The organism is Pseudomonas sp. ATCC PTA-122608, from assembly GCF_001952855.1.
Lineage (GTDB): Bacteria > Pseudomonadota > Gammaproteobacteria > Pseudomonadales > Pseudomonadaceae > Aquipseudomonas.
This window is the reverse complement of record NZ_LPNO01000046.1, coordinates 222,454-237,258: the sequence shown is the minus strand read 5'-3', so window position 1 is coordinate 237,258 and position 14,805 is coordinate 222,454. Positions and strand designations below refer to the sequence as shown.

11 protein-coding genes are annotated in these 14,805 nt (G+C 59.4%); 4 read left to right on the top strand and 7 right to left on the bottom strand.

Annotated elements, in window-relative coordinates:
- Window positions 1-78: 78 nt before the first annotated feature.
- The 5 genes from AU074_RS26945 to kdpF form a co-directional block, all read right to left on the bottom strand.
- Complete coding sequence (locus AU074_RS26945; protein WP_076017317.1) at window positions 79-2,730, bottom strand: sensor histidine kinase KdpD; 2,652 nt, start codon at window positions 2,728-2,730, stop codon at window positions 79-81.
- A gap of 143 nt (window positions 2,731-2,873) precedes the next feature.
- Window positions 2,874-3,419, bottom strand: a complete 546-nt coding sequence (gene kdpC, locus AU074_RS26940) for a potassium-transporting ATPase subunit KdpC (RefSeq protein ID WP_076017316.1) — start codon at window positions 3,417-3,419, stop codon at window positions 2,874-2,876.
- 67 nt (window positions 3,420-3,486) lie between these two features.
- Window positions 3,487-5,544: a potassium-transporting ATPase subunit KdpB gene (kdpB, locus tag AU074_RS26935; RefSeq protein ID WP_173860411.1), complete on the bottom strand. Its 2,058-nt coding sequence runs from the start codon at window positions 5,542-5,544 to the stop codon at window positions 3,487-3,489.
- 24 nt (window positions 5,545-5,568) lie between these two features.
- Window positions 5,569-7,266 (bottom strand): potassium-transporting ATPase subunit KdpA, encoded by a 1,698-nt coding sequence (kdpA, locus tag AU074_RS26930; RefSeq protein ID WP_076017314.1) that lies wholly within the window; start codon window positions 7,264-7,266, stop codon window positions 5,569-5,571.
- Between the two features lie 9 nt (window positions 7,267-7,275).
- Window positions 7,276-7,365: a K(+)-transporting ATPase subunit F gene (gene kdpF / locus AU074_RS26925; protein ID WP_003218754.1), complete on the bottom strand. Its 90-nt coding sequence runs from the start codon at window positions 7,363-7,365 to the stop codon at window positions 7,276-7,278.
- 311 nt (window positions 7,366-7,676) lie between these two features.
- On the opposite strand from kdpF, the gene eat reads away from it, so the two are divergent.
- From eat to AU074_RS26905, 4 genes are all read left to right on the top strand, one after another.
- The gene (gene eat / locus AU074_RS26920) at window positions 7,677-9,041 is read left to right on the top strand and encodes an ethanolamine permease (RefSeq protein ID WP_076017313.1); all 1,365 of its coding nucleotides are present in this window, start codon (window positions 7,677-7,679) and stop codon (window positions 9,039-9,041) included.
- A 111-nt stretch (window positions 9,042-9,152) separates the two neighbouring features.
- Window positions 9,153-9,320 carry a DUF2897 family protein gene (locus tag AU074_RS26915; RefSeq protein WP_076017312.1) on the top strand — a complete coding sequence of 56 codons (168 nt, stop codon included), beginning with the start codon at window positions 9,153-9,155 and terminating at the stop codon, window positions 9,318-9,320.
- A gap of 377 nt (window positions 9,321-9,697) precedes the next feature.
- Window positions 9,698-11,389 carry a hypothetical protein gene (locus AU074_RS26910; RefSeq protein ID WP_076017311.1) on the top strand — a complete coding sequence of 564 codons (1,692 nt, stop codon included), beginning with the start codon at window positions 9,698-9,700 and terminating at the stop codon, window positions 11,387-11,389.
- Window positions 11,390-11,742: 353 nt separating this feature from the next.
- On the top strand, window positions 11,743-12,306 hold the full coding sequence (locus AU074_RS26905) for a TetR/AcrR family transcriptional regulator (RefSeq protein WP_076017310.1): 564 nt from the start codon (window positions 11,743-11,745) through the stop codon (window positions 12,304-12,306).
- A gap of 44 nt (window positions 12,307-12,350) precedes the next feature.
- On the opposite strand, the gene AU074_RS26900 is transcribed toward AU074_RS26905, so the two are convergent.
- Window positions 12,351-12,683: a ComEA family DNA-binding protein gene (locus AU074_RS26900; protein ID WP_076017309.1), complete on the bottom strand. Its 333-nt coding sequence runs from the start codon at window positions 12,681-12,683 to the stop codon at window positions 12,351-12,353.
- Window positions 12,684-12,793: 110 nt separating this feature from the next.
- Complete coding sequence (locus tag AU074_RS26895) at window positions 12,794-14,788, bottom strand: nucleoside-diphosphate sugar epimerase/dehydratase (protein ID WP_010176208.1); 1,995 nt, start codon at window positions 14,786-14,788, stop codon at window positions 12,794-12,796.
- Window positions 14,789-14,805: the final 17 nt, after the last annotated feature.

The window sequence follows — 14,805 nt, the reverse complement described above, 5'->3', positions numbered from 1 at the left end:
AAGGGCTGCGCGTTAACTCAGAACACCATCATCATCGTTAATGATCTTCGCGAGCAAGCGCCAGGCGCCCCCTCGATCCTACAGTTCGCTTTCCAGGCCAGGCTGGGTCTGCAATGGCAGGAATAACGTGATGCAGGTACCGCGGCCTTCGATGCCATCGGCCACGCTGATATGCCCGCCGTGCGCACCGACCATGCCCTGGCAGATCGCCAGGCCGAGCCCTGTGCCCTGCCCGCCACGATCACCTCTGGCGGCGGTGTAGAACATGTCGAAAATCTTCGCCCGCTCCTCCTCGGGAATACCCGGGCCTTCATCGGCAACAGCGAAGAACAATTGATTATCCTGCACACCAGCACTGAGTTGCAGGCGGCCTTGGGGCGGCGAGAAGCGTGCGGCGTTTTCCAGTACGTTGACCAGCGCCTGCTCGATCAAGGCCGCATGCACGTACAACAACGGCAGTTCGGGCGGCACGTCGGTGGTCACTTGCAGCGGCGCCAGCACCGCGCGCAAACGGCCAAGGGAACTGCCGACGATATCGCCGGGTGAGACCCAATCCCGCGCCAGCTTCAGCGCACCGTGGCCCAGGCGAGTCATGTCCAGCAGGTTCTGGATGTAGCGATCCAGGCGCTCGGCCTCATCGCGGGTGCCTTCCAGCAGCTCCCGGCGATCTTCCAGGGGAATCGCTTCGCCGAGGGCCAGCAGGCTGTCGATGCTGCCACGCATGGAGGTCAGCGGTGTGCGCAAATCGTGAGACACGGAGGCCAGCAAGGCGCTGCGCAATTGCTCGGTTTCGCCGTGCAGGCGTGCCGCTTCGAGTTCCTGGCCAAGCTGCGCACGGGCCAGGGCTTGAGCCAATGGCTGACTCAAGGCGGTGAGCAGGCGACGGCGTTGGCCGCTCAGTTCAAGCCCGGCTTTCGGGCTGACACCCAGCAGGCCCAACGGGCCTTCTTCGCCGGACAACGGCCACCACCACCAGCGCCCGAACGGCAAGGTGCCGGTGCCCATGCCGGCTGGTTGATCGTGCTGCCAGGCCCAATCGGCGGCGGCGCGCTCGGCTTCGGTGAAGGTGATCGGCCCGCCGGTCTCGACCTTCCAGTCGCCCTGGCCGTCGCGGTTGAGCAGGCACAGTTGCAGGTCGCTCCAGCCTTCCAGGTGATGCGCGGCTGCACTGATCACCGCCTGGCGATCGGTGGCAGCGGTGAGCTTGCGGGACAGGTCGAGCAGCTCGCTGGTTTCTTCCTGGGTGTCGCGCAACGCTTGCAACTGCCGACGCTGGCGCGCGGCCAAGTTGCCGGTGAGCGCGGCCATCAGCAGGAAGAACAACAGCGTCAGCACGTCCTCTTCACGCTGGATGGCGAAGGAGAAATTCGGTGGGATAAACAGAAAGTCGTAGCTCAGGAATGACAGCGCCGCACACGCCAACGCCGGGCCCAAGCTGCTACGTACCGCTACCAGCAATACGGCGGCGAGGAACACCAGAGAGATATTCGGCAACGGCAAGGCACTGGCGACACCCCATGCGACTGCGGCCGCGATCACGGTCGCCACCACCGCCAGGGCATAGTCAAACCACACCAGCCCACGCACATCCGGCAGGCGCGGCGGGGCCGGCACTTCGTCGCTGTCGAGGACATTGATTTCCAGGCCCCGGGCATTGCGCAGCAAGCGTGAGGCCAAGCCACCCCCAAACACGGTGCGATGCCAACGCGGCCGGGATTGCCCCACCAGGATCAAGCTGGCACGACGCTCGGCTGCGTGCTGGATCAGCGTCTTCGCCACCTCCCCCGCCCGCAGCAGCACCACTTCGCCGCCAAGACGCTCGGCCAGTTGCTGGGCGTTTTGCAGGCGCAGGCGCGATTGTTCATCCCGCACCCGGCCGTTATCCACATGCACAAGGCTCCACGGCAAATGCCGACGCTGGGCCACACGGCTGGCATGACGCACCAGGCGTTCGGCCTGGGCATCGCCGTCCACACCCACCAGCAACCGGCCACGCACGGCGGGCGCGGCTTGGCCCAGTTGGCGATAACCCTGGGCCAAATCATCGTCGACGTGGGCCGCCGCGGTTTGCATCGCCAGCTCGCGCAGGGCCATGAGGTTGGTCTGGGTGAAGAACGCATCGATGGCGGCGCGGGCCTGTTCCGGCACGTAGACCTTGCCGTCACGCAGACGCTCCAGCAATTCGCGGGATGGAAGGTCGATCAGCAGCAGCTCATCGGCTTCCTGCAAGACCCAGTCAGGCAAGGTCTCGCGCACTTGCACGCCGGTGATGCCGCGCACCTGGTCATTGAGGCTTTCCAGATGCTGAACGTTGACTGTGGTGAATACGTTGATCCCGGCAGAGAGCAATTCCTGGATGTCTTGCCAGCGTTTTTCGTGGCGGCTGCCGGGGGCGTTGCTGTGGGCCAGTTCGTCCACCAGCACCAGTTTGGGCTTGGCGGCGAGCAGGCCGTCGAGGTCCATTTCCTCCAGCATCACGCCGCGGTATTCGGAGCGCAGCAGCGGCTGTTGTGGCAGGCCGCTGAGCAAGGCTTCGGTCTCGGCGCGGCCGTGGGTTTCCACGACGCCGGCGATCAGCCGCACGCCCAGGCGCAGCTGGGTGTGAGCGGCCTGGAGCATGGCGTAGGTCTTGCCCACGCCGGGCGCGGCGCCGAGGAAGACTTTGAGCCGGCCACGGCCGTCCCGGGGTAGATCGGCTAACAGGGCATCGGCGCGGCCGGAGTCGCTCATGCGGGCGGGCTTCCTTCAGGTGTTGATGTGGGTTTCTTGAGTCCGCCTTCGCGAGCAAGCCCGCTCCCACATTTGACCGCATTCCAAACATGAAACTCAGTCGAATGTGGGAGCGGGCTTGCTCGCGAAAGCGGCGCCACGGTTTACAGTTTTTCCAGGGCCATGTTCAACGCCAGCACGTTCACCACCGGCGGGCCCACCAACGGGCTTTCGATGTGCTCGTCCATCAAGCGCTCCAGGGTCGCCACCGGCAGATTACGTGCGGCAGCCACCCGGGCCAGTTGATAGGCAATCGCTTGTGGTGGCAAGTGTGGATCAAGACCGCTGCCGGAGGTAGTCAGCATTGCTATCGGCACCGGCCCCTGACCGGGTACCAGCAGCTTGTTGGCGTCGTCGAATACGCGGGTAGCCAAGGCCGGGTTGCTTGGGCCGAGGTTGCTGGCGCTGCTGGAAACCGTCGCAAACGCGCCGGCAGATGGTCGTGGGTGGAACCAGCCGTCACCAGTGAAATCCTGGGCGATCAGGCTCGAACCGCGAACCTTGCCGCTGGCATCGTGTACCAGGCTGCCGTTGGCTTGGTCAGGGAACGCGACTTGCGCCACGCCAGTGACAACCAGGGGATAGGCCACGCCGGTGATCAGGGTCATCAACACCAGCAGGCTCAGGGCCGGGCGGATTATGTTGGACATTTCAAGTTCCTCAATTCGGTTATTGCAACCTGCAGGCACCGGTTTGCCGGCGCCTGCAGGCATCGGGTCAAACCAGGTGCAGCGCGGTCAACAGCATGTCGATCGCCTTGATGCCCACGAACGGCACCAGAATCCCCCCCAGGCCGTAGATCAGCAGGTTGCGACGCAGCAATGCCGCCGCACTCGCCGCCTGTACGCGCACACCGCGCAGTGCCAGCGGGATCAGCACCACAATGATCAGCGCGTTGAACACGATGGCCGAGAGGATCGCGCTTTGCGGGCTTTGCAGGTGCATCACGTTGAGCACGCCCAGTTGCGGGTAGATCGAGGCAAACAGCGCCGGCAGGATCGCGAAGTACTTGGCCACGTCGTTGGCGATAGAGAACGTCGTCAGCGCACCGCGGGTTACCAGCAATTCCTTGCCGATCTGCACCACGTCCAGCAGCTTGGTCGGGTCGCTGTCGAGGTCGACCATGTTGGCCGCTTCACGGGCAGCCTGGGTGCCGTCATTCATCGCCATGCCGACGTCCGCCTGGGCCAGCGCGGGGGCATCGTTGGCACCGTCGCCGCACATCGCAACCAGGCGACCGTCGTTCTGTTCGTGACGAATGCGTGCCAGCTTTTTCTCTGGCGTCGCTTCGGCGAGCACGTCATCCACGCCAGCTTCAGCGGCAATCGCAGCAGCGGTCAGCGGGTTGTCACCGGTCACCATCACGGTGCGAATCCCCAGCTTGCGCAACTCGGCGAAACGTTCACGAATGCCGGGTTTGACCACGTCCTTGAGGTGAATCGCGCCGAGCAACTTGCCGTCGGCACACACCAGCAAAGGCGTGCCGCCGCTCTGTGCGATCTTGTCGATTTCCCGGGACAGCGCCGGTTGCAGGTCGCGGCGTTGCAGGCCGATAAAGGCCAGCAGCGAATCTACAGCGCCTTTACGGAATACACGGCCCTGGTAGTCGACGCCGGACAGGCGGGTTTCCGCGCTGAACGGTACGGAGGTCAACTCATCCGTCGATGGCTCGGCTTGCGGGTGCTGGCCACGCAGGTACTCGACGATGGATTTACCTTCGGCCGTGTCGTCCGCCAGGGACGCCAGCAGTGCGCCTTCGGCCAGCTCCTTGCCGCTGACACCGGGCGCGGCGATGACGTTGGTGCAGCGACGGTTACCGAAGGTGATGGTGCCGGTTTTGTCCAGCAACAGCACGTGCACGTCCCCCGCCGCTTCCACTGCGCGGCCGGACTTGGCAATCACGTTGAGGCGCACCAGGCGGTCCATACCGGCAATACCGATGGCCGACAACAGGCCGCCGATGGTGGTCGGAATCAGCGTGACCAACAGCGCCACCAGGAACACCAGCGGCAGGTTGCCATTGGCGAAGTGGGCGAACGGCTGCAGGGTCACCACCACCAGCAGGAAGATCAGCGTCAGGCCGATCAGCAGGATATCCAGCGCGACTTCGTTGGGGGTTTTCTGGCGTTTGGCGCCTTCCACCAGGGCAATCATGCGGTCCAGGGTCGACTCGCCCGGGTTGGCGGTGATGCGGATCATCAACCAGTCCGAAACCAGGCGGGTGTTGCCGGTGACGGCCGAACGGTCGCCGCCGGATTCGCGGATAACCGGAGCCGATTCGCCGGTGATCGCCGCTTCGTTGACCGCGGCAATCCCTTCGATGACTTCGCCGTCACCCGGGATCATTTCCCCAGCGGCCACACGTACCACATCACCTTTGCGCAGGCTGGTGGCCGGTACGACTTTGAAGCTGCCGTCGGTTTCCTTGCGGCGGGCGCTGAGGCCCTCGCTACCAGCCTTGAGGCTGTCGGCGCGGGCCTTGCCGCGACCTTCAGCCAAGGCTTCGGCGAAGTTGGCGAACAGCACGGTGAACCACAGCCACACGGCGATTTGCACGGCGACGTAGGTCGGTACGGCAACATCCGGCACAAAGCACAGGACGGTGGTGAGGATCGCGGTCAGTTCGACCACCAGCATCACCGGCGAACGCTGCAGCTGGCGCGGGTCCAGCTTGACGAAGGCCTGGACCAGCGCCGGGCGCCACAGGGCCGACATTGCGGTTTTGGCCGGCTCCTGGGTTTTGACGGGAGCCGCGTTTTTTGCAGGCAAGTTCATTTTCATATCCCCTAGGCTCTTCATTTAAAAAGCAGCCATGCTCAAATGTTCAGCAATTGGGCCCAGTGCCAGCGTCGGCAGGAAGGTCAGGCCGCCCACCAGCAAAATGGTCACGGTCAACAGGGTCACAAACAGCGGGCCGTGGGTCGGGAAGCTGTTCTGGCCAATCGGTGCGGTCTTCTTCATCGCCAGGCTGCCGGCCAGGGCCAGTACCGGGAGGATGTAGCCGAAGCGGCCAAGCAACATCGACAGGCTCATCATCAGGTTGTGGAATGTGGTGTTGGCGCTGAAACCGCCGAACGCCGAACCGTTGTTCGCACTGGCCGAGGTGTAGGCGTACAGCAACTGACTGAAACCGTGGGGGCCAGGGTTACTGATGGCGCCAGCCGGGCCAGGCAGGCTGGCGGCGATGGCGCCCAGCACCAGGGTGCCGACCGGCATCACCAGCAAGGTCACGACCAGCAACTGCACTTCCTTGGCCTGGAGTTTCTTGCCGAGGTATTCCGGTGTACGGCCAATCATCAAGCCGGCGAGGAATACCGCGATCAACACGTTAAGCAACATGCCGTACATGCCGGCACCGACGCCGCCGAAGATCACTTCGCCGACCATCATGTTGACCAGCGAGACCATCCCACTCAGAGGGTTGAGGCTGTCTTGCATGCCGTTGACCGAACCGTTGGACGCGGCGGTCGTAGCCACCGACCACAACACGGTACCGGTGGTGCCGAAGCGCGCTTCTTTACCTTCCTGCGGCGCGGCCTGTTCAACCGCCGGGTTGTTCAGCGCCGGGTTGGGCTGGTACTCGGCCCACATCGCGGTAGCGCCGCCGATGATGAACAAGGCCAGCATGCAACCGAGGATCGCCCGGCTCTGACGCAGGTCTTTCACGTAGTGGCCAAAGGTGAACACCAGCGCGACCGGAATCAGGATGATCGCGCCCAGCTCAAACAGGTTGGCCCAGGCAGTCGGGTCTTCAAATGGATGCGCCGAGTTGACACCGAAGAAGCCACCGCCGTTGGTGCCCAATTGCTTGATCGCAATCTGGCTGGCGGCCGGGCCCAGTGGGATCACCTGGTCAACACCCTGCATGGTTACCGCGCTCACATAGTGCGCGAAGGTTTGTGGTACGCCCTGCCAGACCAGGAACAATGCAAACACCAGGCACATCGGCAGCAGGCCGTAGAGCGTAGCGCGGGTCATGTCGACCCAGAAGTTACCTAAAGTCTTGGTGGATTTGCGACCGATCCCACGGCACAACGCGACGAGTACCGCGAGACCGGTGGCCGCACTGACGAAGTTCTGCACGGTGAGGCCAGCCATCTGGCTGAGGTAGCTCAGGGACGCTTCACCACTGTAGTTCTGCCAGTTGGTGTTGGTCATGAAACTGATCGCGGTGTTAAACGCCAGGGTCCATTCCAGCCCCGGCAATTTCTGCGGGTTCAGCGGCAGATACTGCTGGAACAGCAAAAACGCGAACAGCAGCAAGAAACCCGCAAAGTTGAAGGCAAGCAAGGCCAGCGCGTATTTCTGCCAGCTCTGTTCCTGGTCTGCATCGACACCCGAGAGGCGATAGCAAACGCGCTCGACCGGGCCGAACACCGGCGTGAGCCAGGTTCGCTGCCCTTCCATTACCTTGTAGTAGAACCGCCCCAGGGCCGGTGCCGGAATCAGCACCAAGGCAAAGAAGGCGATGATCAGCCAATAGTCATAACTGTGCATAGCCTGCTCCTAGTTCCGATCCGCGCGTAACAGCGCAACCAGCAGATAAATGAACAGCGCCACAGCCAACAGCAGTGACACCCCGTCCAGAACGCTCATGGAAGTTTCTCCGTCGTGCGGCGACTGCCGCGTGTAGGAGGATTGTCCGCAGGAGTGGCGTAAAGGAACGAGAGCGACGGTATGGGTGGGGCGTAAAGACGGCGTAAAGAGTGGGTTTATGCGGGGTTTACAGGCGGATTTGTGAGCGTTTCCTGTAGGCAGCGCCCTTATCTGGTGCAGGCCCAGGGCGCATTCAAACGCCAAACCGTCCCCTCGGCGACAGTTCGGCGTCTTTACGACATGGCATTGATGAATGGCATGTCCGCTGCAATGCCCTGAAACATTCCAAACCGTTCAGGGAGTGCTACACGATGAACACACAACTCAAACCCACCTTGGGCACCCTGCATTTGTGGGGCATCGCCGTCGGGCTGGTGATTTCCGGGGAATATTTCGGCTGGAGCTATGGCTGGGGCGTGGCAGGAACACTGGGCTTCCTGGTGACCTCATTGATGGTCGCCGCCATGTACACCTGCTTTATATTCAGCTTCACCGAACTGACCACCGCAATTCCCCACGCTGGCGGCCCGTTTGCCTACAGCCGCCGGGCGTTTGGTGAGAAAGGCGGATTAATTGCCGGGTTGGCGACGCTGATTGAATTCGTGTTCGCCCCGCCCGCTATCGCCCTGGCCATCGGCGCCTACTTGAATGTGCAGTTCCCGGCCCTTGATCCGAAACACGCGGCCGTCGGCGCTTACATTGTATTCATGGGCCTGAACATCCTCGGCGTGAAGCTGGCGGCGACCTTTGAACTGGTGGTATGCGTGCTTGCCGTCGCCGAGTTGCTGGTGTTCATGGGCGTAGTCGCCCCCGCGTTCAGCTTCAGCAACTTCGCCCTGAACGGCTGGGCCGGCTCCGACACTTTCGGCGCGCCGGCGATTGCCGGAATGTTCGCGGCGATTCCATTTGCCATCTGGTTCTTCCTCGCCATCGAAGGCGCCGCCATGGCCGCCGAAGAAGCGAAAGATCCCAAGCGCACCATTCCAAAAGCCTACATCAGCGGCATCCTGACCCTGGTAGTGCTGGCGATGGGCGTAATGTTCTTTGCCGGCGGCGTCGGCGACTGGCGCACCCTGTCAAACATCAACGACCCCCTGCCCCAGGCGATGAAAACCGTAGTCGGCGACAGCTCGGGCTGGCTGCACATGCTCGTGTGGATCGGCCTGTTCGGCCTGGTGGCCAGCTTCCACGGGATCATCCTCGGTTACTCCCGCCAATTCTTCGCCCTGGCGCGCGCGGGCTACCTGCCCTCTTTCCTGGCCAAACTGTCGCGCTTTCAGACGCCGCACCGGGCAATCATCGCTGGCGGCATCGTCGGCATCGCCGCCATCTACAGCGATGGACTGATCAACCTGGGCGGCATGACCCTGACCGCCGCAATGATCACCATGGCCGTATTCGGCGCCATCGTCATGTACATCATGAGCATGCTCAGCCTGTTCAAACTGCGTAAGACCGAACCGCTGCTGGAACGCACGTTCCGCGCACCGGGCTATCCGATTGTGCCGGGGATTGCACTGGTACTGGCCGTGGTGTGCCTGGTGGCGATGGCGTGGTTCAACGCGCTGATCGGGCTGATCTTCCTGGGTTTCATGGTGGTGGGGTTCGTGTACTTCCAACTGACCGCGCAAGACCGCGCCGATGCGCCCGCGGATGCGATGTTGACCGGGCTATAAGGTTACCGGGGCAGAACGGGCCTACAATGAACTACTAAGAAAGCCCGTTACTCAAAGCAGTCATTACCGTGGGGAAATGTCCCCACGGTTTGCTGCCTCAAGGAGAGCCCTATGCCGTGGTATGCCTGGTTGATATTAGTGGTCGCGATCGGTTCGATCGTCGGTGGTTTGCTGATGCTGCGAGACAGCGCCAACAAGGTTGAATTGACCGAAGAACAACGCAAGCGTGTGGCAGAGCGAAATGCCCAAGCGGATGCCAAGGATGCGCAGGATCGTTGATCACCTTCGCGCGAACATCTGTTCAGCAGCTCCTTAAAAAACCTGTTTCGCTCTCCTCTCTCGGCGCCCGTCTTTTCAGTCTGAATCGACGGTGTTGCAGCAGCTCCTCGGACACTTAAAAGCCAGTTCCGTAGCGGAAAATTACATCTGGAAAACCCGTATTTGGAAAAAATACAATCTATTGGGTGTTGAATCCGTCAGAAAAATACTGTTTATACATACAGTATTTTGTTATCGTTTCCTCGTGCTTGAAAACAAGCAATTTTGCGGCGCATGACCTGCATGGAGCATGCAGAAATCGATTGGCATACCAAATGCTTGTAGATAGCTGCCCAAAACAATCCGCACTCCGCGGTTTTTTTCTATCGAGGGACACGATGACTGACATGAATGACCTAGCTGCAACCGCCACCAATCTCATCTATTCAAGCGACTCAGGCTTCGACGTTGCTGTGGAGGACTTCCGCCAGGACGATGACACCGGTACTGATTCGAGCACTATCCGCGCAGCACTCGCATGGATCAGCGCCAACGTGCCAGACGGCCAGGGTTCGCGTTTGTATTTCGAAACCGGCCGCACCTATATTTACGACCGCACGGCTGAAATTGACGACATCAACAATCTGGTTATTGATCTGAACGGCGCGACTCTTATGCGCGCAGATGCATCGATCACCACCGCACAATTGGCCACAGACATCAGCGTAGACACCAACACAATCGTGCTGGATTTCGTGCCCGCCAGTTGGTACGTCAACGATACTGTGACAGCGTTTGTCGGTTCAGGGGATCAAGACACCAGCCGAAACCCCATGCTTATCACTGCAATCGACCAGAATACGAATACAGTGACCCTGGCTGCCGGCTTTGGCCCCTTCGGTAACAATACCCAAACTATTCCGGCAGGATCTTGGGTGGGTAAAAGTTTCCAGTGCTTCCTCGGCCGTCCGTCTACCGAAGAAGGCGGCAAGCTGCGCCCGGGCATCAACTACAATGTGCAGATCATCAACGGCTCCGTCGATGGCAACAGCGCCAATCAACTCAACAACTCCTGGCGCTTCGCCATGGAGATCTATATCAACGGCCGCTCTTCGGGGATCCGTAGCGTACGGTTTGCCAACACCACAGGCGAATGCATCGTCGGTCATGGCCTGCGGGTAGAAAGTTGCGAGTTTCGCAACCTCTCGGGCTCGGCCTTTCATACAAGCCGCCACGACGATACAGACGCAGTTGGAAGTGCCTCCTGGTTCATCAACAACTATGTTGAGAGCGTGTGCCTGGCGGGTAACCTGGCAAATGGTCACTCCGAAGGTGCAGTAACGTTTTCATGGGGCGCCGGGCGTCTGATTGTCACCGGTAACGAATTCAGGAACGGCAATGAGAGCGTGCTGGGGGGCTTTGGCCCTTCCTCCGGCGAGACAATGCCGGATAAGTGGATCATTTTCAGCGATAACATTGCCACAAGCTTCAAGGCACTGTTCTGGGGACTGTTTCCGCCGCTCGAAGGTGTCGTGATCAGTAACAACGTTCTGGTGGACTGCAACGACAACAGTGCCCAACTGAACAAGCTTTTTAACTCGGCGACTTCCTCGGTAGGCGGTAACGTCGCTGTCGGGAATACCGTACTGGGCGGTTCGTTCCGCGCGACCAATGCGACGTTCGGTGTCGAGCCGACCAATACCATCAGTCAAGTCAAGGTCTGGGCACGCGGGCGCAAGTTGCGGACCGACTATTCGAGCTTGTCCGACTGCACCGCAGTGGTAGAGGCCAGCACTGCAATCATGGCGCTTATCAGTGCCGATACGACGGGCTCTGTAGTGGCATTCCACTCGGCATCCGGTAATCGTTCCGGTTCCTTCTTCATCCAATGGCTGCCGTCTCAGAAAAAGCTGCAACTGTTGGGTAACGAATCAGGCGCTCGTGTCGAGTTCACTACGCCGGTAGCGATGCCTGGCCAAGTCAACATGACTTTTCGTACATTCAACGATAATACGGCTGCAAAAGCCGCAGGTTTGGTGGCGGGAGACCTCTACAAACTGGCGAGTGGCGCAGTTTTCAGCGTGATCTGATCAAGGAAAGCCCTTCACTGAAGGGCTTTTTTATTTCCAACCCGCCTTGGCGATATGCAGCAGTATTTTCCCCTATAGACAGCACGCTCAAGCTGGCTCCAGCATTCGAGCAACGCCTGTGGCAATCACTAAATCCCACACCGAACAGGCCAGCCTGGCCCCTCCAGGCATGCACGGTACGAATCAGCGCGTCGAACTTTTCGATCAACGACATGCCAGGTTGCAGGTGACTGCCGACGGTATCGCCGCGCGACTCCAAGACATTCGATCAGCCAGTCAGCAATTTTGTAACGAGATGCCCCTTTGCCTGCATGACCTTGGCTAATATGGCGCAATGTTTCGGAGGCTGTTCTATGCGCTACTCGGCGAATCACAAAGCTCAAACCCATCAGCGCATCATCAAGGAGGCTTCCGTACGTTTTCGCCGCGATGGTATCGGGGCTACCGGCCTGCAACCGCTGATGAAAGCCTTGAATCTGACGCATGGCGGATTCTATGCGCATTTCAAATCCAAGGATGAGCTGGTGGAAAAGGCCCTGCAAGCTGCGGCCGCTCAATTGGATGAACACTGCGAACAGCTGTTCAACCAGGAACGCCCCCTTGAAGCGTTCATCGACAACTATCTTTCGCGGTGGCACCAGACCTCACCGCATGAAGGATGCCCGCTGACAACCATGTGCCCTGAACTTGGGCTGCGGGGCCAGCAAAGCCCGACCACTGATGCGGTACTTGGCGCACGGTTGAAGCAGGTGCAAGCCGCACTGGGGCGGCCGGAAGCCAATGAGCAAGGCCTGCTGATGATGTCGACGCTGGTGGGAGCACTGGTGCTGGCGCGCAGTGTGGAGAGCGCCGAGTTGGCAGCGCAGATCCTGGAGGTAGTACGTGGCAATCTGAAAAAACAGATCGCACAAAATTGAAGAGGCCGGTCAATGACCGGCCTCCTGGCTTACTTTGTTATTCCTTAATTGAGCTCCAGCCGATCGCGGTTCTTCTCCAACAGCGCTTTACCGATCCCTTTCACCTCCAACAACTCATCGACTGCGGTAAATGGCCCGTTGCTTTCTCGATAGGCAATGATCGCCTTGGCTTTGGCTACTCCGATTCCGAACAGATCGCGGCGCAAGGTTTCAGCGTCGGCGGAGTTGAGGCTGACCTTGCTGGATTGCTCGGCCTTGGTCGTTTGCACAGCTATCGGCGTGGGCGTTTCAGGCTTGGTAGACGGCGCTGCGCTGGTAGCCACTGAAATGCTGGATAGGAAAGCGAAAATGAGGGACGAGAAACATGATTTATTCATAGGTGACGCTCCATGACATCTGTAAGAGAAAAGCAGCTTTTCCGAAGCTGCTTTTCAAACTTAGGTGATGTTTGGAGGGTGTCAAAAACAGGTGAGTTACAGGGTATGAGTCAAGGCTCGAGACGACGCTGTTGGTAGATCCAGTCGACAATCTCGCCATCAGGTGTGTAGCCACTGACGGTTTCGCGCAAAAGCTGGCGAACACGCGCATAATCGTCCTGTTCTACTGCTGCTAACAACTCTGCCAGCTTGTCCTTCAACACATCCCACGACAGGTAATCTTCATTGGCACTCATGATCATCGGGTGCTGCGTGGCGACTACGTTGTCACCAATCAGCAACTCTTCGTAAAGCTTCTCACCCGGGCGCAGACCAGAGAATTCGATTGCAATATCGCCATGAGGATTTTTATCCGACCTGACACTCAGCCCGGACAGGTGAATCATCTTCTCGGCCAACTCGACAATCTTCACCGGCTCACCCATGTCCAGCACGAACACGTCACCGCCAAGGCCCATGGAACCCGCCTGAATCACCAATTGGGCGGCCTCGGGAATCGTCATGAAGTACCGGGTGATTTTCGGGTGGGTAACCGTGAGAGGTCCACCGGATTTGATCTGCTTGTGAAAAAGCGGAATCACCGAGCCGGAGGAGCCTAATACATTGCCAAAGCGAACCATCGTGAAGCGGGTTTTATTGACCCGCGAGACATTCGATTTGTCACCGAACAGCACAGGTGCTAACTCACGACTGAGCGCCTGGAGGGTCAACTCGGCGAGACGCTTGGTGCTTCCCATCACATTGGTGGGCCGGACAGCCTTATCGGTAGAGATCAACACGAAGTTGGCTACCCCCGACTGCAATGCCGCTTGGGCCGTGTTAAGCGTACCAATAACGTTATTTAGCACGCCTTCCGCAATATTGTGCTCAACCATGGGCACATGTTTATAAGCTGCGGCGTGATAAACCGTGTCGACGCCCCATGTTTTCATGACGCCCAGCAATTTGCTCTGATTACGCACTGAGCCAAGGATGGGTAGCAGCCTTACTGGCAAAGACTCTCGGGTAATCCGTTGCTCAAGCTCCGACAAAATGCTGTAGAGATTGAATTCGCTGTGTTCAAACAACAGCAGTATCGTCGGTCGTAAAGCAAGGATCTGACGACACAGTTCTGAACCTATGGAACCACCGGCCCCCGTTACCAGAACACAACGCCCCTTGATGCAATGCTCCAGCAACTCGCTTTGAGCGGGCACCGCGTCACGCCCCAGCAAGTCAGCGATATCCACTTCCTGAATATCATCGACCTTGACCCGGCCGCTGGCCAGGTCCATGAATCCTGGAACACTGCGCACATGCAGAGGAAACCCTTCAAGGTAGCCCAGGATTTCACGACGCCGGGCACGGTTGGAAGAAGGTATCGCCAGCAGGATTTCCTGGGCTCCGGTGGCATCGATCATGCGCTGAATGTGCCGTGGCTTGTACACCTGAAGTCCGGAAATTACCCGGTCAGAAATACTGTCATCATCATCAATGAAGGCTACAGGCCGCATGACCCGGCCCATACGCAGGGCTGCGACCAACTGATTGCCTGCAGCGCCCGCGCCGTAGATGGCGACGCGCGGCAGGCCATCTTCGCGATTGGTGAAAGGTACGTGCTGGGCGGCGGCAAACCAGTCGCCAAGGAAATATTGACGCATGGCGAGGCGTAGGCCGCCAACCATGATGAGGCTTAACCACCAGTAGTTGAAAATGATGGAACGAGGTACCACGTTTTGATGATCGCTGTACCAATAGACCACCACGCCTAGAATCAACGATGACAGGCTGACGGCCTTGATAATCGCAATAAGCGCGTCATTGCCAAAATAGCGCATGACAGCACGGTACATGCCAAAACGGATAAACAGCGGTATAGCGACGACCGGAGCACTCAGAAACAGCCAGCGATGCACAGACGCAGGGTTGATCATATCGTCCACCCCCAATCGAACGACAAACGCCATCCACAGGGCGAGCCAAACAAGAAGAATGTCCGCGATAACCTGCAGGATGCGCTTCTGTCGGCGAGGGAGACCCAACAAATATGATCGAATTATGCTCATAAACCCTTTAAACACCT

Bases quoted from the DNA above. Each gene is read 5' to 3' on its own strand.
- AU074_RS26915 (WP_076017312.1), top strand. From the start codon at position 9,153: ATGCCGTGGTATGCCTGGTTGATATTAGTGGTCGCGATCGGTTCGATC.
- kdpF (WP_003218754.1), bottom strand. From the start codon at position 7,365: ATGAGCGTTCTGGACGGGGTGTCACTGCTGTTGGCTGTGGCGCTGTTC.
- AU074_RS26895 (WP_010176208.1), bottom strand. From the start codon at position 14,788: ATGAGCATAATTCGATCATATTTGTTGGGTCTCCCTCGCCGACAGAAG.
- kdpC (WP_076017316.1), bottom strand. From the start codon at position 3,419: ATGTCCAACATAATCCGCCCGGCCCTGAGCCTGCTGGTGTTGATGACC.
- kdpB (WP_173860411.1), bottom strand. From the start codon at position 5,544: ATGAACTTGCCTGCAAAAAACGCGGCTCCCGTCAAAACCCAGGAGCCG.
- AU074_RS26900 (WP_076017309.1), bottom strand. From the start codon at position 12,683: ATGAATAAATCATGTTTCTCGTCCCTCATTTTCGCTTTCCTATCCAGC.
- eat (WP_076017313.1), top strand. From the start codon at position 7,677: ATGAACACACAACTCAAACCCACCTTGGGCACCCTGCATTTGTGGGGC.
- AU074_RS26905 (WP_076017310.1), top strand. From the start codon at position 11,743: ATGCGCTACTCGGCGAATCACAAAGCTCAAACCCATCAGCGCATCATC.
- kdpA (WP_076017314.1), bottom strand. From the start codon at position 7,266: ATGCACAGTTATGACTATTGGCTGATCATCGCCTTCTTTGCCTTGGTG.
- AU074_RS26945 (WP_076017317.1), bottom strand. From the start codon at position 2,730: ATGAGCGACTCCGGCCGCGCCGATGCCCTGTTAGCCGATCTACCCCGG.
- AU074_RS26910 (WP_076017311.1), top strand. From the start codon at position 9,698: ATGACTGACATGAATGACCTAGCTGCAACCGCCACCAATCTCATCTAT.